The 24,554-nt window shown below is 68.0% G+C and carries 22 protein-coding genes; 13 read left to right on the top strand and 9 right to left on the bottom strand.

Annotated features, from left to right (window positions below):
• Nucleotides 1–41: 41 nt before the first annotated feature.
• The 3 genes from ASG27_RS07020 to ASG27_RS07010 all read left to right on the top strand — a co-directional run bounded on the left by ASG27_RS07020 (nucleotide 42) and on the right by ASG27_RS07010 (nucleotide 3,198).
• Nucleotides 42–1,472, top strand: a complete 1,431-nt coding sequence (locus tag ASG27_RS07020; protein ID WP_056414603.1) for an ankyrin repeat domain-containing protein — start codon at nucleotides 42–44, stop codon at nucleotides 1,470–1,472.
• Between the two features lie 55 nt (nucleotides 1,473–1,527).
• Complete coding sequence (locus ASG27_RS07015; RefSeq protein WP_056414600.1) at nucleotides 1,528–2,934, top strand: leucine-rich repeat domain-containing protein; 1,407 nt, start codon at nucleotides 1,528–1,530, stop codon at nucleotides 2,932–2,934.
• An 87-nt stretch (nucleotides 2,935–3,021) separates the two neighbouring features.
• Complete coding sequence (locus ASG27_RS07010; protein WP_235503971.1) at nucleotides 3,022–3,198, top strand: hypothetical protein; 177 nt, start codon at nucleotides 3,022–3,024, stop codon at nucleotides 3,196–3,198.
• Here the strand turns inward: ASG27_RS07010 and ASG27_RS07005 are convergent.
• The 3 genes from ASG27_RS07005 to ASG27_RS06995 all read right to left on the bottom strand — a co-directional run bounded on the left by ASG27_RS07005 (nucleotide 3,187) and on the right by ASG27_RS06995 (nucleotide 7,646).
• A complete protein-coding gene (locus tag ASG27_RS07005; protein WP_082485873.1) occupies nucleotides 3,187–3,831 on the bottom strand; it encodes a GNAT family N-acetyltransferase in 645 nt (214 codons plus the stop codon). The two genes, ASG27_RS07010 and ASG27_RS07005, sit on opposite strands and share 12 nt — an antisense overlap.
• 102 nt (nucleotides 3,832–3,933) lie before the next feature.
• The gene (locus ASG27_RS07000) at nucleotides 3,934–6,555 is read right to left on the bottom strand and encodes an ATP-binding protein (protein ID WP_056172103.1); all 2,622 of its coding nucleotides are present in this window, start codon (nucleotides 6,553–6,555) and stop codon (nucleotides 3,934–3,936) included.
• Nucleotides 6,556–6,710: 155 nt separating this feature from the next.
• Nucleotides 6,711–7,646 (bottom strand): LysR family transcriptional regulator, encoded by a 936-nt coding sequence (locus ASG27_RS06995; protein ID WP_056414595.1) that lies wholly within the window; start codon nucleotides 7,644–7,646, stop codon nucleotides 6,711–6,713.
• A gap of 125 nt (nucleotides 7,647–7,771) precedes the next feature.
• Between ASG27_RS06995 and ASG27_RS06990 the strand changes: the two genes are divergently transcribed.
• From ASG27_RS06990 to ASG27_RS06975, 4 genes are all read left to right on the top strand, one after another.
• Nucleotides 7,772–9,154 carry an acyclic terpene utilization AtuA family protein gene (locus ASG27_RS06990; protein WP_056414591.1) on the top strand — a complete coding sequence of 461 codons (1,383 nt, stop codon included), beginning with the start codon at nucleotides 7,772–7,774 and terminating at the stop codon, nucleotides 9,152–9,154.
• Between the two features lie 13 nt (nucleotides 9,155–9,167).
• Nucleotides 9,168–9,578 carry an AtuA-related protein gene (locus ASG27_RS06985; protein ID WP_056172096.1) on the top strand — a complete coding sequence of 137 codons (411 nt, stop codon included), beginning with the start codon at nucleotides 9,168–9,170 and terminating at the stop codon, nucleotides 9,576–9,578.
• 68 nt (nucleotides 9,579–9,646) lie between these two features.
• Nucleotides 9,647–10,642 carry a Bug family tripartite tricarboxylate transporter substrate binding protein gene (locus ASG27_RS06980; RefSeq protein WP_056414588.1) on the top strand — a complete coding sequence of 332 codons (996 nt, stop codon included), beginning with the start codon at nucleotides 9,647–9,649 and terminating at the stop codon, nucleotides 10,640–10,642.
• A 206-nt stretch (nucleotides 10,643–10,848) separates the two neighbouring features.
• Nucleotides 10,849–12,981: an alpha/beta hydrolase domain-containing protein gene (locus ASG27_RS06975; protein ID WP_056414585.1), complete on the top strand. Its 2,133-nt coding sequence runs from the start codon at nucleotides 10,849–10,851 to the stop codon at nucleotides 12,979–12,981.
• Between the two features lie 231 nt (nucleotides 12,982–13,212).
• On the opposite strand, the gene ASG27_RS06970 is transcribed toward ASG27_RS06975, so the two are convergent.
• Nucleotides 13,213–14,106, bottom strand: coding sequence for a LysR family transcriptional regulator (locus ASG27_RS06970; RefSeq protein WP_056414582.1), 894 nt, complete (start codon nucleotides 14,104–14,106; stop codon nucleotides 13,213–13,215).
• 127 nt (nucleotides 14,107–14,233) lie between these two features.
• Here ASG27_RS06970 and ASG27_RS06965 point away from each other — a divergent pair, with 127 nt between their 5' ends.
• From ASG27_RS06965 to ASG27_RS06955, 3 genes are all read left to right on the top strand, one after another.
• Nucleotides 14,234–15,100 carry an MBL fold metallo-hydrolase gene (locus ASG27_RS06965; protein ID WP_056414579.1) on the top strand — a complete coding sequence of 289 codons (867 nt, stop codon included), beginning with the start codon at nucleotides 14,234–14,236 and terminating at the stop codon, nucleotides 15,098–15,100.
• Between the two features lie 272 nt (nucleotides 15,101–15,372).
• The gene (locus ASG27_RS06960; RefSeq protein ID WP_056414577.1) at nucleotides 15,373–15,666 is read left to right on the top strand and encodes a hypothetical protein; all 294 of its coding nucleotides are present in this window, start codon (nucleotides 15,373–15,375) and stop codon (nucleotides 15,664–15,666) included.
• A gap of 6 nt (nucleotides 15,667–15,672) precedes the next feature.
• Entirely contained in the window at nucleotides 15,673–16,326 is a 654-nt protein-coding gene (locus ASG27_RS06955) for a DsbA family protein (RefSeq protein ID WP_056414573.1), read from the top strand.
• 382 nt (nucleotides 16,327–16,708) lie between these two features.
• Here ASG27_RS06955 and ASG27_RS06950 read toward each other — a convergent pair whose 3' ends face one another.
• Together ASG27_RS06950 and ASG27_RS06945 are read right to left on the bottom strand one after the other, a co-directional pair.
• The gene (locus ASG27_RS06950; protein ID WP_056414570.1) at nucleotides 16,709–17,857 is read right to left on the bottom strand and encodes a zinc-binding dehydrogenase; all 1,149 of its coding nucleotides are present in this window, start codon (nucleotides 17,855–17,857) and stop codon (nucleotides 16,709–16,711) included.
• Nucleotides 17,858–18,030: 173 nt separating this feature from the next.
• A complete protein-coding gene (locus tag ASG27_RS06945; protein ID WP_056414567.1) occupies nucleotides 18,031–18,897 on the bottom strand; it encodes a LysR family transcriptional regulator in 867 nt (288 codons plus the stop codon).
• Between the two features lie 304 nt (nucleotides 18,898–19,201).
• Here ASG27_RS06945 and ASG27_RS06940 point away from each other — a divergent pair, with 304 nt between their 5' ends.
• Together ASG27_RS06940 and ASG27_RS06935 are read left to right on the top strand one after the other, a co-directional pair.
• The gene (locus ASG27_RS06940; RefSeq protein WP_056414564.1) at nucleotides 19,202–20,164 is read left to right on the top strand and encodes a DMT family transporter; all 963 of its coding nucleotides are present in this window, start codon (nucleotides 19,202–19,204) and stop codon (nucleotides 20,162–20,164) included.
• Nucleotides 20,165–20,316: 152 nt separating this feature from the next.
• The gene (locus tag ASG27_RS06935; RefSeq protein ID WP_056414561.1) at nucleotides 20,317–20,694 is read left to right on the top strand and encodes a hypothetical protein; all 378 of its coding nucleotides are present in this window, start codon (nucleotides 20,317–20,319) and stop codon (nucleotides 20,692–20,694) included.
• Between the two features lie 51 nt (nucleotides 20,695–20,745).
• Here the strand turns inward: ASG27_RS06935 and ASG27_RS06930 are convergent, their stop codons facing one another.
• From ASG27_RS06930 to ASG27_RS06920, 3 genes are all read right to left on the bottom strand, one after another.
• On the bottom strand, nucleotides 20,746–21,792 hold the full coding sequence (locus ASG27_RS06930; RefSeq protein ID WP_056414558.1) for an alpha/beta hydrolase family protein: 1,047 nt from the start codon (nucleotides 21,790–21,792) through the stop codon (nucleotides 20,746–20,748).
• Between the two features lie 325 nt (nucleotides 21,793–22,117).
• Nucleotides 22,118–23,077, bottom strand: a complete 960-nt coding sequence (locus tag ASG27_RS06925) for an NAD(P)/FAD-dependent oxidoreductase (protein ID WP_235503970.1) — start codon at nucleotides 23,075–23,077, stop codon at nucleotides 22,118–22,120.
• The gene (locus tag ASG27_RS06920) at nucleotides 23,040–23,528 is read right to left on the bottom strand and encodes an Rrf2 family transcriptional regulator (RefSeq protein WP_056172076.1); all 489 of its coding nucleotides are present in this window, start codon (nucleotides 23,526–23,528) and stop codon (nucleotides 23,040–23,042) included. The genes ASG27_RS06925 and ASG27_RS06920 overlap by 38 nt, the downstream gene beginning before the upstream one ends.
• 249 nt (nucleotides 23,529–23,777) lie before the next feature.
• On the opposite strand from ASG27_RS06920, the gene ASG27_RS06915 reads away from it, so the two are divergent.
• On the top strand, nucleotides 23,778–24,527 hold the full coding sequence (locus tag ASG27_RS06915; RefSeq protein ID WP_056414552.1) for a class I SAM-dependent methyltransferase: 750 nt from the start codon (nucleotides 23,778–23,780) through the stop codon (nucleotides 24,525–24,527).
• Nucleotides 24,528–24,554: the final 27 nt, after the last annotated feature.

Below are 24,554 nucleotides of genomic sequence, written 5' to 3'. Positions count from 1 at the left end.
ATCTTTCACTCTGACCTATTCATAGCCCTTCATAGCCCTCCATGGCCACTTCCTCCTCCTCTGTCACCCTGGACTATGACATCGGCTTCGATGCCATCGTTGCCGAACTCGATCGCCTGGTCCGTGCGGGCGTGCACCCGGACCGCATCAGCGTGTCCCACTATGCCGCCGTGCAATGGGTCTGCGAGGCCCACTGGGTGTACTCCGATGGCCCGGACACCGCCTGTGCCGCCCGGCGCGTGGACGCCCAGCTCGCCCTGCTGCGCTTGATGCTGGAGCGTGGGGCGGATCCCAACAAGCGCAAGAACCGCAATTCCACGCCGCTGGCTGTTTGCTGCCGGCAGTTCGCCACCTATTTCCAGGAGCGTGCCCTGGAGAGACTGGGCCTCGTGTTGGCCGCAGGCGGCGACCCGCGCCAGACCAAGGACCCCGCGCTGTGTATTGCCTTGGGCCTGCGCGAGATGCGGGGTGAGGTTTTCGACATGGCGTTCCGCGAGGATGCGTCTCCAGGCCACGCCGATGCGGTTTTCCAAGCGGTCGACATGCTGCTGCAGGCAGGCGCCGACATGGAGGCGCTGGAGCACCGTGCGATGTACCGGCCGTTCCTGATGGCGGCGTACATCGGCAGCGTGCCGCTGCTGCGGTGGTTGAAGGACCGAGGCGCCGATGTGCAGGCCACCAACCCCGATGGGTCCAATGCGCTGATGTACGCCGCAGGCGACGTGGACGGCCTGGCCCGCAGCCGCGCGGGGTTCTCGACCACCTGGCATCGGATGGGCGACCCTGTCGCCAGCACGCGCCAACTGCTCGATTGGGGCCTGGACCCGGCCGCCGCCAACGCGCGCGGCCGCACGCCGCTGCGCCTGGCCGTCAGCGCCGGCAACCTCGATGTGGCCGCCGTGCTGGCCGAGGCGCTCGCAGGCCAGGGCAAGCTCTTGGCGGCCGATGTGCGCTTGTTCAGAGGCACCGACCACGAGCCCCGCGTGGCAGCGTTGACCACCTCGGCGCCAGCCAGAAAGCCCGCCAAGCCCAAGGCCGCGCCAGATGGTGTCGCCCAGCGCGCCACCTGGGACCGTGCCCCTGCACTCATCGACGGACCCACCGACTGGCAGCCCAGCCAGTACCCCGAGTGGCTGCGCACCTGTCTCAAGGACGTGATCGCACGGCTGGGATCGGGCGCGGACCCGCGCGTGCCGCCAGGCACGTTGTACCTGGAGTACGACGACTACTCTCGCAGCCTGCGGCTGTCTCGCACCAAGTCGTACCTCAGCCGCAGCGGCGCGGTGGAAATGGGCGTCCACGTGTTCGATTGGTCGATCATGCGCGTGCGCTTCTCGCAGGTGGAGGGCGACGACTGGGTGCTCCGCGAAGCCATCGATCTGCCCATGGCGCCCGGCGCGCCGCCCGCCACCGACGTGCTGTGCGACGCCATCGGGCAGCTGTGCGCCCGCTACCTCAACACCTCGGCTTGAGCACCAGCGCGCCCGTTCGCCCTCCGGCTCCTTCCCACCGTCACCACCCGACCCCATGACCACCAAGCCCAAATGGACCGACCGTCTCTACAGCCCTGTCCGCGTGCTGAACCATGCCGACAAACTGCATCTCGAGAAATTCAGCGACGCCGATCTGGACCAGATCGCGGGCTGCGATGACGTCCTGGACATGGACCTGCGCAGCAACCGCACCGCGCAGCCGGTGGACTTGTCGCGCCTGGCGCACATCCAGGGACTTCGGCGGTTGAGCCTGGAGCGCATGCAGTTCACCAATCTGCAGGCACTCAAGGCGCTGCCTCATCTCAACTCGCTGACCATTGCGCATTGCGACTTCAGCGACTTTGACGCGCTCAATGGCCTGAACGTTGAGACGCTGTTCTTGTGGAACAACAAGCTCGCCCGCTTTCCGGCAGGGCTCGACCTGCCCAGGCTGGAGAACCTGTACCTGTCGAGCAACCGCATCACCGACCTGTCCTTCGTCGCCAGCTATCCCGCCCTCAGGTGCCTGCATGCAGACGGCAACCGGATCACTGACCTGTCACCCTTGGCAAGTTGCACGGCCTTGGAGTCCCTGTGGATCGATGACAACCCGCTGGCCACGCTGGCGCCGCTGGCGGGCCGGCGCTACCAGCGCATGCATGTCAGCAATGAGCTGAGCGCCGAGCGAACGGCCCTTGGGCTGGAGTTGCCGGAGGAGCCGTATGTGCGCGACGCGGCAAGCATCGAAGCCTCGCGCATCGCGCAGCTGATGGAGGCCAAGGACTGGCCGCGGCTCTACGCCGTCACCGATGTGGCCTTGTTGGGTGACGCATTCTCCAATCTCGTGCACGGGCACTTCGACGAGGACATGGTGCGCGGCGCGCTGGCACACCCGGCCCCTGGCGCGTTCGATGCGATGGTGACCCACGGCCTGCGTCCGCACTATTGGGACGAGTCCCAACTGTTGGTGACCGTACTGAGCAGCTTTGGCGAGCGCCTGGTGACCCCGCTGACCCAGAGCTTTCACGCCGAGCTGGCGTTTTACCCGGACTACGAGCCGTTCTACGCGGGCAAATTGAAGCACGAGCATGCCACCATCGCACGCATCCTGGTAGAGGCACCCCTGCCAGTGTTTGCCGACCTGTTCCTGGCGTTCTTCAACCAGCGCGGGGACTTCTCCGAGGCCCACCTGCACCACTACAAGCGCTTGCTCGACGTCGTGGGCAAGGTGAATTCACCGCAATTGGTGGACCCCATCATCGACCTGCTGCGGTTTGAAAAGCACATCCTGGGTGGTGACGCGGCTTTCATGAAAAAAGTCTTCAAGGCCATTGGCCAGTTGGGCGCCAAGGCCGATGCGGCCGTGCTGGCCAGCCGCTTTGACGTGTCCGCTGAAACCCGGCCTGATGTGGCGGAGGCCTTCGAGGCCACCCTCAAAAAGCTGCAAAAGAAGAAGAGCTGATGCGCCGCAGGTGGCGACCGCCGCTCACCGGGCAGACAATGCGGCCCACAGCAGCCTGTGTGCTGCGCACCCCTGCGGAGGTCTCCCATGCCCATCGAGCTCGATCACCTTCTGGTCCCCGCGCGGGACAAGATCGCCGCCGCGCGGTTGCTGGCGGGGCTGCTGGGCGTGCCGTGGTCAGACACCGGCGTGGGGCCCTTTGCGCCGGTGTTCGTGAACGACGGCCTCACCTTTGACTTTGACGGATGGAGATCAGGCCGATGAATACCCGGTGCTGTGGTACCCCGGCAGCCTGGTGGTGTAGAAGTCGGGGTGGATCCAGGTGTAGTGCCCCAGGACGAACGCGCATTTGTCGATGTCCGCCGTCGATAGTTTCACGGCATAGCTCTTTTGCAGGTAGTCGGGCGTGGCTTGCCGGGCGTCCTGGTACGCGAACCCGAACCGGCCATAGAAGGTTTCCGAGCCCCCCACGGTCGTGATGTGCACCTGCGCCGGCGTGGCGTTCTGCCGCAGCAGGGCCATGCGCGACAGCAGCAGCAAGGTGCCCAATCCTTTTTGCTGGTGCGCGGGGTGCACCATGCCGAACGAGAGGGTGACAAACTGCTGGCCTTCAACGGGGTCGGCCGTCATGCCACCCACGGCCACCACCGCGTTGTCCTGCTCGATCACCACGATCAGCACTTTTCCGTCACGCAGCCATTGCGCGAACATCGGATAGAACCCGGCCGGGAAGTGCAGCGGTTCGTTGAGCTGGTAGATCTGCTCGCACTGCGCAATGTCTTCGGGCTGCAGCAGCCGGACCTTGCACAGGGGCAAGGTGCCGACGAATCCCATCTGGAATTCACCCTCTTTCCGTGCAAAGAAGCGCCGGATCTTTTGAATTGTTCCAGTCATCATTCAAGACGCCCCGTCGCTGATGGTGGCCCGGCGCGGGTGCGATGGCGCTGCAGCGCCATCGCACCCTGCGCGCCGCCACCACCGATACCGCTACCGATACCGCTACCGCTCGATCATCTCCTGCACCTTTGCCGCCAGCGCCGCCACGTCGAACGGCTTGGTGATCACCTCCATGCCGAACGCCAGCAGCCCGTTGCCCACCGCCGCGTTCTCGGCGTAGCCGGTGATGAACAGCACCTTCAGGTCCGGGCGCGTCACGCGCCCGGCGTCGGCCACCTGGCGGCCGTTGAGGCCGCCGGGCAGGCCCACGTCGGTCAGCAGCAGGTCGATGCGGCGTTCGGACTGCAGCACGTGCAGGCCCGCGGGGCCGTCGCCGACCGAGATCACGTTGTAGCCCAGGTCTTCCAGCTCTTCGGCGATCAGGCCGCGGATGGTGGCCTCGTCCTCGATCACCAGCACCACCTCGCCATCGGCGCGGTGGTCGAAGGTGGGCTGCACGTGCGGGTTCTCCTGGTCGGCCTCGCCCATGTAGCGCGGCAGGTACAGGCACATGGTGGTGCCTTCGCCGGGCACCGAGTAGATGCGCACCTGCCCGCCCGACTGCCGCACGAAGCCGTACACCATCGACAAGCCCAGCCCCGTGCCCTGGCCCATGGGCTTGGTGGTGAAGAACGGGTCGAACGCGCGGGCGATCACCTCGGGCGTCATGCCCACGCCGGTGTCGGTCACGCACAGCGATATGTACTGGCCGGGCGGCAGCTCGCGCTCGGCCGCGGCGCGGTCGTCCAGCCACTTGTTGGCCGTCTCGATGGTCAGGCGGCCGCCGTTGGGTGCCATGGCGTCGCGCGCGTTGATGCACAGGTTGAGCACCGCGTTCTCCAGCTGCGACGGGTCCACCTGCGTGAGCCACAGGCCGCCCGCGCCCACCACCTCCACCTCGACCGACGGGCCCACCGTGCGGCGCACCATTTCCTCGATGCCGCCCACCAGGCGGTTCACGTCGGTGGGGCGCGGGTCCAGCGTCTGGCGGCGTGAAAACGCCAGCAGCCGCTGGGTGAGCGCCGCCGCGCGGCGCACCGCGCCCTGCGCCATGCCGATGTAGCGCTCGGTGTTGTCGAAGTTCCGGGCGTTCAGGCGCTTTTCCAGCACCTGCAGGCTGGCGCTCATGCCCGCCAGCAGGTTGTTGAAGTCGTGCGCGATGCCGCCGGTGAGCTGGCCGATGGCCTCCATCTTCTGCGACTGGCGGAACTTGGCTTCCACCTCCATCAGCTCGTTCGTGCGCTCGGTCACCTTGCGCTCCAGCGACTCGTTCATCTCGCGCAGCTGGGCTTCGTTGGTGCGCAGCTCGGCCTCGGAGCGCGCGCGCTCGGCGGCGGTGCGGGTGCGGGCCGCGATCTCGCGCATGAACTCGCACTCCTCATGGGTCCACTGGCGCACGTCGTCCTGGTTGACGAAGAGCACCGCCACCAGGCGCCCGTGCTCCACCACCGGAATGTTCATGAAGGCGCGGCCGCTGAGCGCATCCAGGGCGTCGGCGGCCATGGCGGTGCGGGTGTCCAGCCGCGCATCGGTCACGCGCACGAACTCGTCCCGCTTGAGCTCGTCGACAAAGGTGCCGAAGTCCCGCAGGCAGAGGCTGCCCTGCAGCGTCTGCACTCCGGGGGCCGTCCAGTCGCACTGCACATGCAGGGTGTCGGATTCGTGGTCCACGCGGCCGTAGCCCGCGCGGCTGACCTTGAGCGTGTGGCCCAGGATGCGGGCGGCGGCCAGGCTGATGTCGTCCACGTCGTCCAAGCCGCGCAACTGGCTGGTGAACTCGATCAGCGCGTCGCGCTTGGCCTCGGCCGCCACGCGCTCGGTCACGTCCAGGCCTTCCACGAAGATGCCGGTCACGGTGCCCGAGGTGTCGCGGATCGGCTGGTACACGAAGTCCATGTACCGCTCGCTCACCGCTTCGCCCGCATGCTGCCGGATGTCGAAGCGGGCGCCGTAGGCCGTGGCCGCCTTGCCGCTGGAGTACACGCCGTCGAGCATGGCCACATAGCCCTGTTCGGCCGCTTCGGGCAGTGCGTCGGCCACCGTGCGGCCCAGCAGGCTGCGATCGCCCACCATCTCCAGGTACTTGGGGTTGGCCAGCTCGATGCGGTGGGTGGGGCCCTGCAGCAGCACCATGAAGCTGGGCGACTGCTCGAACAGCGTGGCAAAGCGCTCGCGCTCCATCAGCAGGCGCCGGTCGGCCAGCACCTTGTCGGTGGTCTCCACCACCAGCGCCTGGGCGCCCACCGGCGTGCCCTGGTCGTCCACCAGGGGGGAGTAGTTCAGGTCCACCCACAGCGGGCGGTACACGCCGTCGCGGTTCAGGCTCAGTTCCTGGTCGTCGTAATGCAGCGTGCCGCCGGCCAGGCAGACCTTGAGCACGCGGTCGTTCAGGTCGGCGGCCTCGGGCCAGGCCTCGCGGATGTTCATGCCCAGCAGGCCGGGGTGGCGCCCGCCCGCAAAGCCGGCGTACGGGTCGTTGTAGATCAGCACGCCCGGCTCGCCCCACAGCGTGGCAATGGGCATGGGGCAGCGCAGCATGTTGACCAGCGCGCCGGTCAGGTAGGGCGGCCACTGCTCTATGGGGCCCAGGTCGGTGGTGCTCCAGTCAAAGTCGGCAATGAGCCCGGCCATCTCGCCGCCGGCTGACAAAATGAAATTCTTGACGTGGGATGTGCCGTTGGCCATGCGTGCCAGTTCCTGTGATGGGTTTGTGCGCTGGGCGGTGGTCTGGCACCGTTGATTCCGCGCAATGATAAAGACACCGGCTCCCCGGTTTGTAGGCCAGTTGCCTATAGCCCCATCGGAGACAGCAACTTCTGGATACACCTGCGCTATCGGTGCTATCGGTGCTGTTGCTGCTGTTGGTGCGCCTGCTGCGCCGGTACGGGCGCATGCGCCATCACCAGGGCGTACAGCGCCTGCGCCGCCACCGACAGGCTCTCATCGCGCCGCCGCACCAGGTAGATCTGCCGCGTGAGGCCTGCCAGCGCCAGGGGGCGTGTGACGAGGCCCGGCTGCTCGAAGTGGAACAGCGTGAGCGCCGGCACCACGCTGATGCCCAGGCCCGCGCGCACCATGCCCATCACGGTGGCCAGTTGCTCCACCTCCATCAGCGTGTGCATGGCCTGCGGGTGCAGAGCGGCCTCCAGGTACTGGCGCACGCTGCTGGTGCGCGCCAGGTGGATGAAGGGCCAGGCCGCCAGGTCCTGCGCGGTGACGGCCTTGCGCCGGCGGGCTAGTGGGTGGTCTGCAGGGCACACCAGGTAAAAGCCGTCGCTGCAAAAAGGCTCGGCCTGCAGCGCAGGGGTGTCGGCGCGGATGGCGGCCAGCGCAAAGTCGGCATGGCCGCTGGCCACGCGCTCGATGCAGGGCTCGGACAGCACGTCGGCGATGTCGATCTCGATGCCGGGGTGCGCTGCGCGGTACTGCGCCAGCACGGCGGGCAGCCAGCCCGCGGCCAGCGACGGCAGCAGCGCCAGGGCCACCCGCCCGCGCTGCAGCGTGGCGGCATCGCGCACGGCCGACAGCGCGTTGGTGATCTCTGCGCGGATGCGGCGGGCCGATTCCAGAAAGTTGTGCCCCTCGGGCGTCAAGTCCACATGCCGCGTGCTGCGGTCGAACAGCCGCAGGCCCAGGTCGTCCTCCAGCGCGCGGATGAGCGCGCTGAACGCAGGCTGCGACAGGTGGCACAGGGCTGCCGCGCGGGTGAAGCTGCGCTGCTCGGCCAGCGCGATGAAAGCGTCGATCTGGCGGCTGGAGAGGTGGGCGGTGCTCATGGGTGAAGGCGAGGGCAGAAAAGCCCCAAAAGCTATTTATCTGCAATGCAGATGGATTCATCATAAATATCGATTTCACAGAATACCGCAGTGTTTCTACAGTGGGGCCCAGGAGACACACATTCATGGCGAACAACACCCATCTGCGGGTCGGCTGCGCCGCCGGCTTTTCGGGCGACCGCACGGACGCGGCCTTGCCCGTGGTGCAGGCGCTCATCGCCAGCGGCCAGCCGTCGGTGCTCATCTTCGAGACCCTGGCCGAGCGCACGCTGGCCCTGGCGCAACTGGCCCGCCGCACCGACCCCGATGCGGGCTACGAGCCGCTGCTGGCCGACCTGCTGCGCCCCGTGCTCGGGCTGTGCCTGGCGCACGGCGTGCGCATCGTCAGCAACTTCGGCGCGGCCAACCCGCACGGCGCCGCACGCCGCATTCAAGCGCTGGCGGCCGAGCTGGGCCTGGCCCGCCCGCGCATCGCCGTGCTGCAGGGCGACGACCTGAGCGGCCCGGCCCACCGCGCGCTGCTGCAGGACGCCCTGGGCAGCGCCATGCCCACCGAGCCCATCGTGAGCGCCAACGCCTACATCGGCGCACAGGCCATTGCCGATGCGCTGCGCGCCGGGGCCGACATCGTGGTCTGCGGCCGCGTGGCCGACCCGTCGCTCGTGCTGGGCCCGGCGCTCGCGCACTACGGCTGGGCGCTGGACGACTGGGACCGCCTGGCCCGCGCCACCATGGCCGGGCACCTGCTCGAATGCGGCGCGCAGGTCACGGGCGGCTACTTTGCCGACCCCGGCTACAAGGACGTGCCGGGCCTGGCGCAACTGGGCTACCCCATCGCCGAAATCGACGCCGACGGCCACTGCACCATCACCAAGCCACCCGGCACCGGCGGGCGCATCGACGAGCGCACCGTCAAGGAGCAGCTGCTGTACGAGCTGCACGACCCGGCGGCCTACCTCACGCCCGACGTGGTGGCCGACATCAGAGAGGCCCGCGTGCAGGCCGTGGGCACCGACGCCGTGCGCCTCACCGGCGTGCAGGGCCACGCGCAGCCCGCCACGCTCAAGGTCAACGTGTGCTTTGAATCCGGCTGGTTCGCCGAGGGCGAAATCTCCTACGCAGGCCCGCGCGCCCAAGCCCGCGCGCGCCTGGCGGGCGAGGTGCTGCGCGAGCGGCTGGCCGGCCTGGGCCCGCTGCGCATCGACCTGATCGGCGTGACCAGCATCTTCGGCGACGACACCAGCCGGTGGCTGGATGCGCCCGCCAGCGATAGCAACAGCAACAGCGGCGACGCCCGCAACGACGTGCGTGATGTGCGCCTGCGCGTGGCCCTGCAGCACCGCGACCACGCCAGCGCCCAGCGCCTGGTGCGCGAGGTGACCGCGCTCTACACCTGCGGGCCTGCGGGCGGCGGCGGCGTGCGCACCGCCATGCGCCCACGCCTGGGCACGGTGTCGTGCCTGGTGCCGCGCGATGCCGTGGCCGTGCGCTTCGAGATGGTTGATTGAGGGACCACACACCATGACTTCTGCAACCCCGGCCGCAACCCAGCCCTCCACCACGGCAACCACCACGGCAACCATCACTGTTCCGCTTTATCGCCTGGCCCACAGCCGCACCGGCGACAAAGGCAACCGCTCCAACATCAGCGTCATCGCGTGGCACCCCGCGCTGTGGGATGTGCTGGTCGAGCAGGTCACCGAAGCCGCCGTGGCCCGCCAGTTCGCGCTGCGCCAGCCACGCCAAGTCACGCGCTACCTGCTGCCGCAGCTGCAGGCCATGAACATCGTGCTGGACGATGTGCTGGACGGCGGCGTGAACGATTCGCTCAACCTCGACAGCCACGGCAAGGCGCTGAGCTACCTGCTGCTGGACATGCCCGTCACCGTGCCTGCCGCGCTGGCACCGCACCTGGGCGGGCCGCCGCCGTAGCCGTCGCTTGTTTGACGGGTTCCCGATTCCCTTTCCGCTTTTCCATACCTAAACACAAGGAGACAACCATGAACCGATCCACTTCGCTGTTGAACCAGGGCCGACGCCACGCGATGGCCGCCGCCGTGCTGGCGCTGGGCGCGCTGCAGGGCGGGGCTGCCCATGCGCAGGCCTACCCCGCCAAGCCCATCACCTTCGTCGTGCCGTTCGCGGCCGGCAGCGCCACCGACCAACTGGCGCGCGCGCTGGGGCAGTCCATCACCAACGACACCAAGCAGGCGGTGGTCATCGACAACAAGGCCGGTGCCAGCGGCATGATCGCGGCGTCGGCCGTGGCCAAGTCCGCAGCCGACGGCTACAGCGTGCTCATCACCACCAACACCACGCATGCGGCCAACGAGCATCTGTACAAGAAGCTCTCGTACGACCCGGTGAAAGACTTTGTGCCGGTGACCGGCCTGGGCAAGGGCGGGCAGGTGCTGGTGGTCAACGCCACTGCGCCGTACAAGAACGTGGGTGAGCTGCTGGCCTTTGCCAAGAAGAACCCCGGCAAGCTCAGTTTTGGCAGCGGCAGCTCGTCGAGCCGCATGGCCGGCGAGATGCTCAAGCAACTGGCCAGCGTGGATATCCTGCACGTGCCCTACAAGAGCAACCCGCTGGCCATCACCGACCTGCTGGGCGGGCAGATCGACCTGATGATCACCGACACCTCCACCGGCGTGCCCCAGGTCAAGGCGGGCAAGCTGCGTGCCCTGGGCTACTCCACCCCAAAGCGCAGCGCCCAGCTGCCCGACGTGCCCACGCTGGACGAAGCCGGCGTGAAGGGCTACGACATGGGCTACTGGTTTGCGGCCTACGTGCCGGCCGGGACCCCCGCACCGGTGGTGGCGCGCCTGAACGAGCTGCTCACGGCTGCCACCAAGAGCGCTGCGGCCAAGAGCTTCTACGACAACGCGGGCTCCGAGGCATGGACGACCACGCCCGATGAACTGGCCAAGTTCCAGGCCGCTGAAACCCAGAAGTGGGGCAAGGTGATCAAGGCCGCCGGGATCGAGGCCGAGTAAGCCAGCAGGCCACCCAAGCCAGCCCACAAGCCGCAGCCCCCGCGCCGGGCCGCGCTTTTTCCACCCCGTTTTCCGTTCCGCCAGTCCGCCTACCGTCCCCGGCAGGCGCGGGCGGAGCCTTGCCGCGCGCAGCGCACCAGACGCTGCCGTTTTTCTCTCAGAGCCGCTAGAGCGGCCACCACCCACCATCCATCCCAGGAGACAACATGCAACCCCTTCGTGCATTCGGAAAACTCGCCCTCACGGCCGCCGCCGCGGCATCCTTGGCCGCTTGTGGCGGCAGCGGCAGCAGCAATGGGGACGACGCCCCCAAAGGCCCGGCCCTCAAGCTCCAGATCACTGCCACCGAGGCCTTCCCCGGCAGCTATGGCGACGTGGGTGAATACGAGCGCCTCACAGGCACCATCAGCGGCGAGGTCGACCCCAAGGACCCCAAGAACACCACCATCCAGGACCTGGCGCTTGCGCCCACCAACGCCAACGGCATGGTCGAGTACCAGGCCGACTTCGTCATGCTCAAGCCCAAGAACATGGCCAAGGCCAGCGGTGTCTTGCGCTACGACGCACCCAACCGCGGCAACATCCTCACGATGCTGAACCCCACGGCCACGCCCAGCGATGCGGTGTACCTGGAGCGCGGCTACGTGATGCTGTACTCCGCCTGGCAGGGCGACGTGCCCAAGACCACCCCGGCGCGCCTCACGGTGACCGTGCCCGTGGCGAAGAACAAGGACGGCAGCAGCATCACCGGCCCTTACCGTGCCGAGCTGGTGCCCACCGTGGCCAGCCCGTCCATGACGCTGCCCGGCGGCGTCTTCAACGGCACCATGATCCCGTACGAGCCCGCCAGCCTGGACAACACCCAGCCCGGCTACTCGCTCACCCGCCGCGCCAACGAGACGGATGCACGCGTGCCGGTGCCCGCAGCCGACTGGAAGTTCGCCACCTGCGATGCGGGCACCAATGCCTTCCCCGGCACCGCCAGCCCCACCAGCGTGTGCCTCAAAGGCGGGTTCGACCCGGCCTACCTGTACGAGCTGGTCTACGTCGCCAAGGACCCTAAGGTCATGGGCGTGGGCCTGGCCGCGCTGCGCGACACGGTGAGCTTCTTTCGCAGCAAGGCGGCCGACTCGTCGGGCACGCCCAACCCGCTGGCGGGCCGCATCCAGTACACGCTGGGGCAGGGCACCTCGCAGTCGGGCAACGCGATGAAGACGTTCTTGCACCTGGGCTTCAACCAGGCGCTCGACGGCGGCAAGGTGTTCGACGGCATCTTCGCCCACGTGGCCGCGCGCCAGACCCACATCAACACCCGCTTTGCCGTGCCCGGCGGCGGCGGGGGCCTGCGCACCGACCACACGGCCTTCGGCCAGACGGCGCCGCGCGGGCTGGACAAGGACTACAACGACGACATCAGCGGCCGCCAGGGCGGCGTGATGAAACGCTGCGCCGCCACCAGCACCTGCCCCAAGTTCTTTCTGGGCCTGTCGGGCACCGAGTTCTGGCAACTGCAGGGCTCGCCCGTGCTGACCGATGCCCGCGGCACCAAGGACCTGGCCCAGCCCGACAACGCGCGCATTTATTACTACGCCAGCACCCAGCACGGCGGGGCAGGGGGCACGGCCAGCATCGCGTATGCGCCCACGCGCGCTACCTACCCCACGGGCACGGTGGTGCACTTCAACGACACCTTCCGCGCGCTGTTCCTGAACCTGGAAGACTGGGTGGTGCGCGGCACGCTGCCGCCCGCCAGCCAGGTGCCACGCATCGACAACGGCACGCTGGTGCGGCCCGAGGCGCTGGCCTTTCCGGCCATGAAGGGGCTGACCTGGGCGGTGGGCGGCGTGCAGACGGCCATTCCTGAGTTCAGCTACCGGGGCCTGTACAACAACTTCCCGCTGTTCGACTTTGGCCCGCAGTACATCCCGCAGGACGAATCGGGCATCGCCACCATCCTGCCCCCGCGCAACCTGGGCCGCGACTACGCGATCATGGTGCCGCAGGTCGATGCGTCCACCGGCCTCACCCGCGCCGGCATCCGCAGCGTGGAAGCGCGCGCGCCTCTGGGCACCAGCATCGAGTTCAACTACGTCGCCACGCCCGGCATCACCGACCTGGCCAACCTCACCGGCAGCTTCATCCCCTTCCACAAGACGCGCGCCGCGCGGCTGGCGGCGGGCGATGCGCGGCCGTCGCTGGAAGAGCTGTACGGCACGCAAGACGGCTACGTGGCGGCCGTGACCGAGGCCGCCAACGCACTGGTGGCGCAGCGCCTGCTGCTGCAGCGCGACGCAGACCTGCAGATTGCGCGGGCCAAGGCGGCGGCGGTGTTGCCTTGAGGTGACTGGGTATTTGGGGTGGGGCTGAGGTTTTGGTGCCGTTGTGCTTCTTGGCGGTGGCCCCCTCTCCCCAACCCCTCTCCCGCAAGGGGCGAGGGGCCAGGGCGCCGGGGTGCTGTTGATCGCCTTTCCAACATCAAGCAAAAAACAGCCTCTACCGCTGGATCAGAAAGCGCTACCAGCTATCAAAAATATAGCGTTTCACTCATCTGCCACGCCTACCCGCGCCAACTACCAAGGCACCCCTTCAAACCGCTGCACCAAAAAATCCAGCAGCGCCCGCACCGCCGGCGACAAATGCCGGCGTGACGTGTACAGCGCGTAGATCGTCATCACCGGCAAATCCCACGCGGGCAGCACGGCCTGCAGCTCGCCACTGCGCAGCAACGGGTTGGCCAGGTACGTCGGCTGCATCGCAATGCCGCCCCCGGCCAGCGCCGCGCGCATCAGTGTGGTGGCCTCGTTGGCGCTAAAGTGGCCCGACACGCCCACGCGCTCGGTCTCTGCGTCCCGGGTCAGCGTCCACACGCTCTTGCCAAAGTTGGCATAGCTCAGGCAGCGGTGCTGCGCCAGATCGGCCGGCCCCTGGGGCGTGCCGTGCGTGGCCAGGTAGGCGGGTGATGCCACCAGCACCGAGTCACACCGCGCCAGCGGTCGGCCGATGAGCAGCGGGTCGGGCTCGGCGCTGATGCGGATGGCCAGGTCGATGCGGCGCTCCACCAGGTTGAGCGACCCCTCGCTCGCGTCCAGGTCGATCTTGAGCTGCGGGTGTTGCGCCAGAAAGTCCGCAATCGCCGCGCCCATCTGCGCGAACGCGAACGACACGCTGCAGGTCAGCCGCAGTTGGCCGCGCAGCTCGCCCTCGGTGGTGCTGGCGGTTTCTTCCTCCAGGTCTTGCGACAGCGCCAGCATCTGCTGGCAGCGGCGCAGGCAGTGCTCGCCGGCATCCGTCAGCGTCACGCTGCGGGTGGTGCGCTGCAGCAGCCGCGCCTGCAGCCATTGCTCCATCTCGCCCACATAGCGCGTGACCATGGCGCGCGACATCTCCAGCCGCTCGGCCGTGGCGCTGAAGCTGCCGCTGGTGGCCACTTCCACAAACACCCGCATGGCGGTCAGGCGGTCCATATTTGCTCTATTGGTGCAACAAATATGCGCATTTTATGGGGTTTATTGGATCGATTGGCGCAAATAAACTTCGCTTCGACATCGACGCCAAGCCCTGACAACCCCTTCAACTTTCTGGAGAAACGCCATGTTCCGCACCACCCTCATCGCCGCCACCCTCGCCGTCGCCTTCACCGGTGCCCAGGCTGCCCAGCCGCTGCAAGTCAAGGTCTACAACGCCGACGGCAACAGCTTCAACGTCAACTCCACCGTGGTCTACGGCGAGAAGGAGGCCATGGTCATCGACGCCGGCTTCACCCGTGCCGACGCACTGCGCATTGCCGCCAACGTGCTCGACACCGGCAAGGAGCTCAAAACCATCTACGTGAGCCAGGCCGACCCCGACTACTACTTCGGCGTGGAAACGCTCAAGGACATCTTCCCCAAGGCCGACGTGGTGACCACCCCCGCCGTGCTGGAGAAGATCAACGCCAAGCTGGCGACCAAGCTCTCGTTCTGGGGCCCCAAGATGGGCGCCAACGCACCGCGCACGCCCGTGCTGCCCAAGGCCATCAGCGGCAACACGCTGAGCGTGGACGGCCAGGTGGTCGAGATCCGCGGCACCACCGGCGTGCTGGCGCACCGCCCGTATGCGTGGATCCCGTCCATCAAGGCCATCGTGGGCAACATCGCGGTGTCGGGCACCAACACCCACGTGTGGACGGCCGACACGCAAACCGTGGCCGAGCGCAGCGCCTGGGTCGCCCAGCTCGACGAGATGGCCGCACTGCAGCCCGCCGTCGTCGTGCCCGGCCACATGCCTGCCGGCGGCACGCTGGATGCTGCCAACATCACCTACACCAAGGGCTACCTGCAAGCCTTCGAGAAGAATGCCGCCGCCACCAAGACCAGCGCTGAACTCATCGACGCGATGAAGAAGGCCTACCCCGCAGCGCCCATGGGCCTGTCGCTGGACATCGGCGCCAAGGTCAACAAGGGCGAGATGAAGTGGTAAATCGCTGAGTAACGGAAAGAGGAAAGGCCGGCGACGAACCTGCGTTCCATCCATCGCTGCCGTTGGCGCTGGTGCCGCCGTTCAGGCTCCCACAACCGCTCGGGCTCTCACAACCGTTTAGCCTCCCACACCCGTTCGGGCTGAGCTTGTCGAAGGGCTCAGCGTGAACGGGTGGTGGGAGCTGGAGCGCAGATAGACATACACGCGGATAGCGACAAGACTTCGCGCTGCAGCATCAACGCCCGCCATCCGTTTTTCACAAGGAGCCCCCCATGTCCATGCACCCACTCCAGCAAGTCCTGCAGCACCTGCACGCCGGTCGCTGGAACGCGGCGCACGACCTGGTGCAGCACGACGGCTCCATGCTCGCGGCCTGGCTGCACGGCATCCTGCATGTGCAGGAAGGCGACCTCGAAGACGCCGAAAACTGGTACGACCGCGCCGGCCGCCACTTCCGCAGCCGGGGCACGCTCGCGCAAGAGATCGAAAGGTTCGAAGCCGCGCTCGCTGCTTCAGCACCCCTCACCGCATCCCCCACAGCATCCCCTGATCCTGAAAGCCCCTGACCCACCATGTCCTCCGTCTCCGTCACCGTCACCTATCTGTTCGACCCCCTGTGCGGCTGGTGCTACGCCGCCGCGCCCGCGCTGAAGCACCTGCAGGGCGTGGACGGCATCCATGTCTCGCTCGCGCCCACCGGCCTGTTCGCAGGCGCAGGCGCACGGCCCATGGATGCGGAATTTGCCGCCTATGCGTGGAGTAACGACCAGCGCATCCAGCAGCTCACGGGCCAGCCCTTCACGCAGGCCTACCGCGACCATATCCTGGGTGCGCCGTCTGGCCGCTTCGACTCAGGCCCTGCCACGCTGGCGCTGACTGCTGTGGCCCACACTGCGCCCGAGCGTGAGTTGGATGCCTTGCATGCGCTGCAGCATGCCCGCTATGTGGATGGGCGCGACACTGCAGAGCCTGCCGTGCTGGCCGATGTGCTCAATGCCCTGGGCCTGGTCGACGCCGCGGCGCTCACGCTGGCGCCCGATGCAGCGCTGCGCACGCTGCTGGCCGAACGTGTGGCCCACGCCCAGTCCACACTGCGCGCCGTGGGTGCACGGGGTGTGCCGCAACTGGTGGTGACAGGGCAGGGCGGCGCGCTGCGGCTGTTGGGGGGCGATGCGCTGCTGGGGCCGCGCGAGCAGTTGGTGGCGCTGGTGCGGGCAGCGGCCTGACGGACAGCCGCTCGCAGTCAAAGAAAACCAATCACCGTTCGCGCGAAGTTTGTTGGCGCGCGGCGCAAGGCTTCGACAGGCTCAGCCCGAACGGTTTTTGAGGGGCTCAGCCCGAACGGTGTGGGGCGAGTGAAGATGCAGCCACAATTACCCGTTCACGCTGAGCCCTTCGGCAGGCTCAGGACAGGCTTGTCGAAGCGCCGCCCAAGGCTTCGACAGGCTCAGCCCGAACGGTGTTTGAGAGCTCAGCCCGAACGGTTTGGGGGTGAGTGAAATGGAATCCCCAATATCCGTTCACGCTGAGCCCTTTGACAGACTCAGGACAGGCTTGTCGAAGCGCCGCACAACGCTCCGACAGACTGTGACCTGCACCGACCCCCGCTCACTCCATCGACGGATCGATCAACACCTTCGCACCCGTATTCCGCGCACCATAAAACGCGATCGCATCGGCGCTCACAGCCCCGGCCAGCGACACCGTCCGCGCATAGTGGCTGGCAAACGTGGTCTTCAACTCCGCCGCCACGCGCGCGCGCAGCGCCTGGGCCGCGGCATCACCGATCTTGGCCAGGAACGGAAACAGCAGCCACCCGCCAATGCCCCAGGCCATGCCGAACGTGCGGTGGATCTCGGTCGGCCGCGTGTCCAGGTGGCCGTACAAATACACCTGCTTGTGCACCGCCGATCCATACCGGCTGTACTCCTGCGCCTTGCGGTTGATGGCCGCTTCCATGCACTGCAGGATCTGCCCGGCCAGCGTGCCGCCGCCGGTGGCGTCGAACGCGATGGTCGCGCCCGTGGCCACGAGCGCCTCGGTCAGGTCGGCCACGAAAGTGGGCGCGCTGGTGTCGCACACATACTGCGCGCCGATGCCGCGCAGCAGCGCTGCCTGCTCGGGCTTGCGCACGATGTTGACCAGGCCGATGCCGTCCTTCTGGCAGATCTTGTTCAGCATCTGGCCCAGGTTGCTGGCCGCGGCGGTGTGCACCAGCGCGGTGTGGCCTTCGCGCTTCATGGCCTCCACCATGCTCAGCGCGGTCAGCGGGTTGACGAAGCACGATGCGCCCTCGGCCGCCGTGGTGCCTTCGGGCAGCGGCAGGCACTGCGCCGCCGGCATGGCGCGGTACTGCGCGTACATGGCGCCGCCGATCACCGCCACCGTGCGGCCCAGCAGCGCCTGCGCGGCGGGCGACGCGCCCGCAGCCACCACCAGGCCCGCGCCCTCGTTGCCCACGGGCATGCTCTGGCCCAGGCGCGCGGCCATGCCGGGCATGGCGCGCTCGGGGATGCGGGCCGTGGCCACCGGCCGGTCGGCCGTGCCGGTGACCTGCACCGTGGACAAATCGGCCGGGCCCAGGAGCAGGCCGATGTCCGACGGGTTGATGGGCGTGGCCTGCACCCGGATCAGCACCTCGTCAGGCCCCGGCGTGGGCACGGGCGTGGGCTCCAGGCTGATCTGCAAGGTGCCGTCGGGCTGGACGAGGGAGCGCAGTTGCAGTGCGGTGGTGGGAATGTCGGTGGTGGTGGTCATGCTTGGCTTTCGGTAGGAAGAAGGGCGCGCCGTTGGTTCAATTGCGCGCCCCGGTGCCAAACATTAGAACTGGATTGCGCCGCAGCCACGGTCGCGCAAGTGCCTTGCGGCGGCAGGGTTGCTGTCGTGGTCCGCAGTGCCGGCCGGCACGCAGGCCGTGTCGCCACGCACCATCAACTCCCCAGCGTGCGCAGCATCTGCTCGTACATCGCATCCACCGCTGGCGAGCGCAGCGACACCTTGCTGCGCAGCACCGCCACCTCCATCGAATCGAGCAGCGGCAGGTCAAACTCTGCCGGCAGGTCCTGCAGTATCTGCAAGTGCGCGGGCACGCTGCACCGCGTGAGCACCGCCACGGCCAGGCCGCTCTCCACGGCGGCCAGTTGCCCCGCCAGGCTGGAGCTGTGGTACACGATGCGGTGCGCACGCCGCCGCGCCGCCAGCGCCTTCATCGTGGCGATGCGGGCCAGGCTGGCCGACTCGTACACCGCAATCGGCAGCGGGTCGCGCCGCCACACCTCGTGCTGCGGCGAGCCCACCCACACCAACGGCTCATCAAACAAAAAGTGCCCGCGCTGCGGCTTGTCGCGCGAGACCAGCGCCAGGTCCAGCTCGCCGCGCCCCAGGCGCGGGATCAGCGACGTGGACTGCTCGCACGTCAGCTCGATCTCCACCCCGTGGTAGCGGTGCGCAAAGCTGCGCAGCACCGGCGTGAGGTAGGCGCTGGCATAGTCGTCCGGCACACCCAGCCGCACGCGCCCGGCCAGCTGCGGGCCGAACAGCGCCGTGTGCGTCTCGGCCTGCAGGTCGAGCACGCGGCGCGCGTACGACAGCAGCTCGGCCCCGGCCGGCGTCACCTCCAGGTGGCGCGGCCCGCGCAGCAGCACCGGGCGGCCGAGCGCAGCCTCCAGCTTCTTGATCTGCATGCTGACTGCGGATTGCGAGCGGTGCACGAGGGGCGCGGCGCCCGAGAGCGAGCCTGCGTCCACCACGGCCACAAAGGCACGCAGCCAGTCGATCTGAAAGTCTGGGTGGTTCATTGTGGTGACAGTGCCTCGGTGGGTGTGTGCAGTGGTGTGATCTGGCGTCTTGCCGTGTGGCTGGCGCCTGCGCAGATTCTCTGGTCCGTCGCACAGGGATTGGGGCGGGCTTCGACAGGCTCAGCCTGAACGGTCGGTGTGAACGTGAGTGCGGGTGCGTGAGTGTGGATGCGTATGGGTGCGTGTGGAGACGTTGGATGCCGGGCTCTGTCAAACGCCATTTTCAATGGCATTCGTTTATCGAATGTTAGTCGTTCGAATTATCCGTTTTACACCACAACGCTAAACCCCGAGCATCAGCCCCATGAATCTCAAAGCCGGCATCGCAGCGTCCCTATCCCCCGCAGAGCCATCGCAACCACCTGTCCAGCGCGAGCGCGACGGCCAGTGGCTGCTCATCGCCGGGGGCGTGCTGCTGGGCACCATCGGCGTGTTTGTGGAAGAGGCGGGCCAGCACCCGCTGGTGACGGTGTGGTTCCGCTGCGCATTCGGCGCGCTGGCGCTGCTGGCCTGGTGCCTGGCCACGGGCCGGGGGCGCGAGCTGCTGCTCAGCGGCCGCGCCCGCTGGGTGGCGTGCGCCACCGGCGTGCTCATGGTGTTCAACTGGGCGCTGTTCTTCGCGGCCATCCCGCGCACGTCCATCGCCGTGGCGACGGTGATCTTTCACATCCAGCCCATCTGGGTCATCGTGTTCGGGGCCCTGTTCCTGCGCGAGGCCGTCTCGCCCACGCAGTGGCTGGCGACCCTGGCCGCATTGGGCGGCCTGGTGCTGACCACCGGCCTGCTGGACGGCACCGCAGCGGCTGCGGCCGCCAGCAGCAGTGGTGGTGGCGGCGGCTACATGGCGGGTGTGCTGATGTGCCTGGGCGGCTCGCTGTGCTACGCGGGCGTCACGCTGCTGGCCAACACGCAAAAGGCCATCAGCCCGTTTGCGATGGCGCTGTGGCAGTGCCTGGTGGGCGCCGTGGCGCTGGTGTGGGCCCCCTTCGTGCTGGGCTGGCCGCAGCAGGGTGCCGCATGGGCCTGGCTGCTGGGCCTGGGCGTGGTGCACACGGGGCTGGCGTATGTGGTGCTGTTCGCGGGCATGGCCCGCCTGGCGCTGGGGCGCATCGCCGTGCTGCAGTTTGTGTACCCGCTCACCGCGGTGCTGGTGGACTGGGCGGTGTATGGGCGCACGCTCAGCGCCGTGCAACTGGCGGGTGTGGGGCTGATGGCGGCGGCGCTGTGGACGATCCGGCGGCCCCAGTTGTCCGCCAAGCAGGCCTGACGCTGCGCGGGGCGCTTTAGCTGAACACCGCTGTAATTTCCTGTAATCGCCAAGCCGTCCGGTCGGCGCGACGATGGGCTCGCTTCCTCAACAAGTGATGAAGCCGAGGGCGCCGAAAATCGTCAAAGAGTAGGCATTCAGGAGAGCGGAAAATGAAAAAAATCATGACTGCAGTGCTTGCTGTGCTGCTGTGCGGGACGGCCTTGGCCAGGCCCACGTATGTGTTCCAGCCGGACTGGGATGCAGAAATCAACAACGACGTGAACAATCCCGCCACCGGAAAGCCCTACACGCAAACTCAGGTCCAGACATTTCTGGATAACGTCAAAAACCGTGGTGCCGACGAATCCAAGGCCGCCCAGGTTCTGCGCGCGTGTGGGCAGGTCCAGATAAAGAAAGGGTGCCATCAGGCCTCCGAGCCCCACATCACGATCTGGGTGGATGGCCGGGTCAAATCCAACCAGGTCAAAGCCTGCCAGAAGGTCGACCCTGACAGCGCCGTGCATGTGAACGGCTGCGATGCGCGCTGAGCGGCTCCATGTTGTCAGCGGTGCAGACTTGCCGCCGCTGACGAAAACCGCTCAGGGCGCCTTGCCCGCCGCGATGCCTGCCGTTGCAGACGCCGGAATATGCCGCTGAAAGAACTGCACCACCTGCGCATTGAACACCTGGTGAAAAGCCACCCGGTCGAACCCCGGCGCATCGCGGCAAATGTCCGGCGCCACCTCGGCCAACGCCGGCGAGCAGGGCGCCAGAAAGGCATAGTGACCCGCGTTGGCGGCCAGATGCCAGTCGGGCGCGCGGGGCAGGCCCTGGCGCACGGCTTCCACGCTGTTCAACGTGACGCCGTCGCCACCCAGCGCCGAGGCCCACAACTGCACCGGCACGCCGACCTGCCGAAGGCCCTTGGCGTCGAACACGCTCAAGGGATCGACGATGACCGCCGCCTTGATGCGCGCATCCGGCGCGGGTGTGGCCGGTATCTCGTTGCGGCGGATCTCGCCGCACAGCGGCCGGGTGGACAGCGGTGGGCACAGGTCTGGCCGCAGCGTCCAGTCCGGCATCGCGCCAGTGGCCACCAGCCCCGTGTAGCCGCCGCGTGAAAAGCCGAAGAAGCCGACCTTGCCCGCGTCCAGCTGCTTGCTCTGGGGCCATGCGCCCAGCATGTAGTCCGTCAGCCGCTTCATGTCCACCGGCCGCGTGGCAAAGGCCGACAGGTGGCCCTGGCGGCTCATGTCCTGAAAATTGTCGCCCGGGTGGTGGATGGCGGCCACCACATAGCCCGCATCGGCCAGCGCTGCCGCCGTGTCGTGGTGCCCCAGGGCCGATCCGCCCGCGCCGTGCGACACCACCACCAGCGGCAGACCTGGGCCGGTCACGGGGCAGTCCCGCGTGCCTTGCAGCACCAGCGGCGCCAGGTCGATGCGGCCCGGCGGGGTGCTGCACGGCGACCACACGGCGCCGCGCAGCGCGGGCCCGTCCTGGTCGGCAGGCACCTCGATGAAGGCAAAGCCTGCGGCGTGGGCCAGGGTGGCGGCGCAGCAGAGCGCAGCGGTGGACAGCCAGCGAAAGGCACTGCCAAAGCCAGAGCGGGCATGCAAGCGGGAGATGAATCCAGTGGAGGTCATGGTGATGGATGACTGGGGCGGTTGGGAACTGGCAGGCCGGTGCGCAGGTCGGCGTGCGCGGCGTTGCGCCGCACAGTGTGCCGCAGCCTGCGCGCCGGGACTGGGCCGATCTTGCGGCTTTGCAGCGTGGCTGCACCGGTGGTCCGCTCGGCAGTCATCCCTGTGAACCGGTCACGCAGAGCCCTGTGGCTGGTGATGGCGGGGCTGCCGACGTGCGGCGCAGGGCTTCGACAGGCTCAGCCCGAACGGTTGGGGGCGCTCAAAGAACGGCAGCCAAAACCTCAGGCAAGGCCCGCTGCCGTCGGCGCCCACCCATGCTGCCTCGTTATGGCCCGAACACCATCGCCTGGTGCGCCCCCACGCCCGCCAGCACGCCTTCGGCCGACGCCAGCGTGGCGTTGTGCCGCATCAGCGTGGCGTCGCCCGCGGCGTACACGCCGGGCACCGTGGTCATCTTGTTCGCATCGGTGCGGATGCACGGGCCCATGGGGCCGTCGTCCATGGCGCAGCCCAGTTGCTCGGCCAGCGGGCTGGCGGGGCGCGTGGTGGCCGCTACGTACAGGGCGTCCAGCGGCAGCAGGCGCGCGCCGCTGTCGCCGTGGGCCTGCAGGCGCACGTCGTGCAATGCCCCGCCGTCGCCTTCCAGCACCGCAATGCGCGCAGGCTCCACCGCAATGCCCAGCGCCAGCAGCCGCTCGCGCTCGGCCGGTTCCAGCGTGGGTTCGCCGTTCAGGAAGAGGGTGGTGGGGCCCCAGTCGGCAATCAGCTGCGCGTGCATGCCCGACTGCGGCGAGTGGTACAGCACGCCCAGCCGCTGGCCCGCAAACTCGTAGCCGTGGCAATAGGGGCAGTGCAGCACGCTGGTGCCCCAGCGCTCGCGCAGGCCAGCGATGTCGGGCAGGCCGTCCTGCACGCCAAAGGCCAGTACCAGCTTGTGAGCCTCCAGGTGCGTGCCATCGTCCAGCACCACGGCAAAGCCGCTCTCCGGCGACCCCGCGCTTTGCTGCACCGTGGCCGACACCGCCGTGCCCTGGCGCAGCGCCACCGTGGGGTAGACCAGCAGCTTGCGGCGCGCCTGCTCGATCATCGCCAGCGGCGGCTCGCCGTCCTGCCCGAAGAAGCCGTGCGACGCGGCGGCAAACCGGTTGCGCGGCTGGCCCGCATCCACCACGCACACGCGCCGCCGGGCCCGCGCCAACTGCATCGCGGCCGACAGGCCGGCAAAGCTGCCGCCTATCACGATCACCTCATACGCCTGGGTGGTTGTCATTGCTGCTGCCGCCATGAGAAATCTCCTTGTGACCGTGGCACCCGGCCACCATGCGTTGATGAAACTCGGCCGACAGCTGCGCCAGCGTCACCTCGCCCAGGCGGGCCAGCAGCACCTCTTCGGCGGCCTGGTACGCGTCCGTCAGCGCGCGGTTGACGGCCTGCTCGACGATGCAGCCCGGGCTCTCCACCCTGTTGCCCACCGCCAGCAGCGTGGGCGCGCCCAGCGCTTCGTGGATGTCGCGCAGGGTCACTTCGGACAGCGGGCACGACAGCACCCACCCTCCGCCATGCCCCTTGGCCGACGAGACAAAACCCGCATACCGCAGCCCCGCCATCAGGCGGCGGACCACCACAGGGTGGGTCTGCATGGCCTGCGCCAGCGACTCGGACGTGGCGGGGCCATCCATCTCTGCCATGTGCAGCAGCGCGTGGAGGACGTTGGAAAGGCGGCTATCTCGTTTCATGCAACATTCAAAGTTGCGTGATGTTAGCATGGGCTCAGAAGGAGCGCTGGAGGGCTCACGGTTCACTACTGAATTGATAGCTGCTAGCGCTTGCTAGAAAAGCGGTAAGGGCCAATTCGTCTTGTATTTTTTGCCCCCTGTCGCATACCCCTACCCGTTCGGGTTGAGCCTGTCGAAACCCTGCGCCAACCCGGCCAACCCTCGGCTCAACCTCTACCGCAAAACGCCGTACCCCCCGCACACCACACCATGCCCCATCCCACCACCACGACCCCCTTCACCGACCCCGCCGCCGTCGCCCGCTACGCCGAAGGCCCCCGCCGCAACGTGCCCGGCTACGACAGCCTGCTGCCCATGGTGCGCATCCTGCTGGCCGAGCGCGTGCGCGCCGACGGCCGGGTGCTGGTGGTGGGTGCGGGCGGCGGGCTGGAGCTGGAGGACATGGCGCGCGCGCACCCCGGCTGGCGCTTCGACGGCGTGGACCCGAGCCAGCCCATGCTGGACCTGGCCGCGCAGCGGCTGCAAAGCGCGGGCGTGTCGGGCGACCGCGTGGCGCTGCACCACGGCTATGTGCAGAGCGCACCGGCCGGGCCGTTCGATGGCGCGACGTGTTTGCTGACTTTTCACTTTGTGCCGCGCGAGGAGCGTGCGGCCATGGTGGCCGAGATCCGGCGGCGGCTGAAGCCCGGCGCGCCGTTCGTCGCGGTGCACCTGAGCGTGGCCGATGGTGAAGGTGCTCGGGGCGAAGGCGGGGCAGGGGAGCGTGACCTGTGGCTGTCGCGCTATGCGGCGTTTCAGGTGGCGTCCGGCATGGCGCCGGAGATGGCCGACCGCGGGCGTGCCAAGGTGGCGGCCGAGCTGGCGGTGCTGACGCCGCAGGAGGACGAGGCGATCCTGCGCGAGGCCGGGTTCGGCGATGTGCGCATGTTCTACATGGGGTTCGCGTTCAGGGGCTGGGTGGCAACGGCCTCCAGTGAACGCGGCGCCCACTCGCCCTGAAACCGTTCACGTTGACTGAGCCCATCC

The sequence above is a fragment of the Acidovorax sp. Leaf191 genome (assembly GCF_001424425.1).
In the GTDB taxonomy this organism is placed as follows: domain Bacteria; phylum Pseudomonadota; class Gammaproteobacteria; order Burkholderiales; family Burkholderiaceae_C; genus Acidovorax.
The sequence above is the reverse complement of the archived record's forward strand: the minus strand, read 5'-3'. Positions and strand labels throughout refer to the sequence as shown.

Bases quoted from the DNA above. Each gene is read 5' to 3' on its own strand.
- ASG27_RS07020 (WP_056414603.1), top strand. From the start codon at position 42: ATGGCCACTTCCTCCTCCTCTGTCACCCTGGACTATGACATCGGCTTC.
- ASG27_RS07015 (WP_056414600.1), top strand. From the start codon at position 1,528: ATGACCACCAAGCCCAAATGGACCGACCGTCTCTACAGCCCTGTCCGC.
- ASG27_RS07010 (WP_235503971.1), top strand. From the start codon at position 3,022: ATGCCCATCGAGCTCGATCACCTTCTGGTCCCCGCGCGGGACAAGATC.
- ASG27_RS07005 (WP_082485873.1), bottom strand. From the start codon at position 3,831: ATGATGACTGGAACAATTCAAAAGATCCGGCGCTTCTTTGCACGGAAA.
- ASG27_RS07000 (WP_056172103.1), bottom strand. From the start codon at position 6,555: ATGGCCAACGGCACATCCCACGTCAAGAATTTCATTTTGTCAGCCGGC.
- ASG27_RS06995 (WP_056414595.1), bottom strand. From the start codon at position 7,646: ATGAGCACCGCCCACCTCTCCAGCCGCCAGATCGACGCTTTCATCGCG.
- ASG27_RS06990 (WP_056414591.1), top strand. From the start codon at position 7,772: ATGGCGAACAACACCCATCTGCGGGTCGGCTGCGCCGCCGGCTTTTCG.
- ASG27_RS06985 (WP_056172096.1), top strand. From the start codon at position 9,168: ATGACTTCTGCAACCCCGGCCGCAACCCAGCCCTCCACCACGGCAACC.
- ASG27_RS06980 (WP_056414588.1), top strand. From the start codon at position 9,647: ATGAACCGATCCACTTCGCTGTTGAACCAGGGCCGACGCCACGCGATG.
- ASG27_RS06975 (WP_056414585.1), top strand. From the start codon at position 10,849: ATGCAACCCCTTCGTGCATTCGGAAAACTCGCCCTCACGGCCGCCGCC.
- ASG27_RS06970 (WP_056414582.1), bottom strand. From the start codon at position 14,106: ATGGACCGCCTGACCGCCATGCGGGTGTTTGTGGAAGTGGCCACCAGC.
- ASG27_RS06965 (WP_056414579.1), top strand. From the start codon at position 14,234: ATGTTCCGCACCACCCTCATCGCCGCCACCCTCGCCGTCGCCTTCACC.
- ASG27_RS06960 (WP_056414577.1), top strand. From the start codon at position 15,373: ATGTCCATGCACCCACTCCAGCAAGTCCTGCAGCACCTGCACGCCGGT.
- ASG27_RS06955 (WP_056414573.1), top strand. From the start codon at position 15,673: ATGTCCTCCGTCTCCGTCACCGTCACCTATCTGTTCGACCCCCTGTGC.
- ASG27_RS06950 (WP_056414570.1), bottom strand. From the start codon at position 17,857: ATGACCACCACCACCGACATTCCCACCACCGCACTGCAACTGCGCTCC.
- ASG27_RS06945 (WP_056414567.1), bottom strand. From the start codon at position 18,897: ATGAACCACCCAGACTTTCAGATCGACTGGCTGCGTGCCTTTGTGGCC.
- ASG27_RS06940 (WP_056414564.1), top strand. From the start codon at position 19,202: ATGAATCTCAAAGCCGGCATCGCAGCGTCCCTATCCCCCGCAGAGCCA.
- ASG27_RS06935 (WP_056414561.1), top strand. From the start codon at position 20,317: ATGAAAAAAATCATGACTGCAGTGCTTGCTGTGCTGCTGTGCGGGACG.
- ASG27_RS06930 (WP_056414558.1), bottom strand. From the start codon at position 21,792: ATGACCTCCACTGGATTCATCTCCCGCTTGCATGCCCGCTCTGGCTTT.
- ASG27_RS06925 (WP_235503970.1), bottom strand. From the start codon at position 23,077: ATGGCGGCAGCAGCAATGACAACCACCCAGGCGTATGAGGTGATCGTG.
- ASG27_RS06920 (WP_056172076.1), bottom strand. From the start codon at position 23,528: ATGAAACGAGATAGCCGCCTTTCCAACGTCCTCCACGCGCTGCTGCAC.
- ASG27_RS06915 (WP_056414552.1), top strand. From the start codon at position 23,778: ATGCCCCATCCCACCACCACGACCCCCTTCACCGACCCCGCCGCCGTC.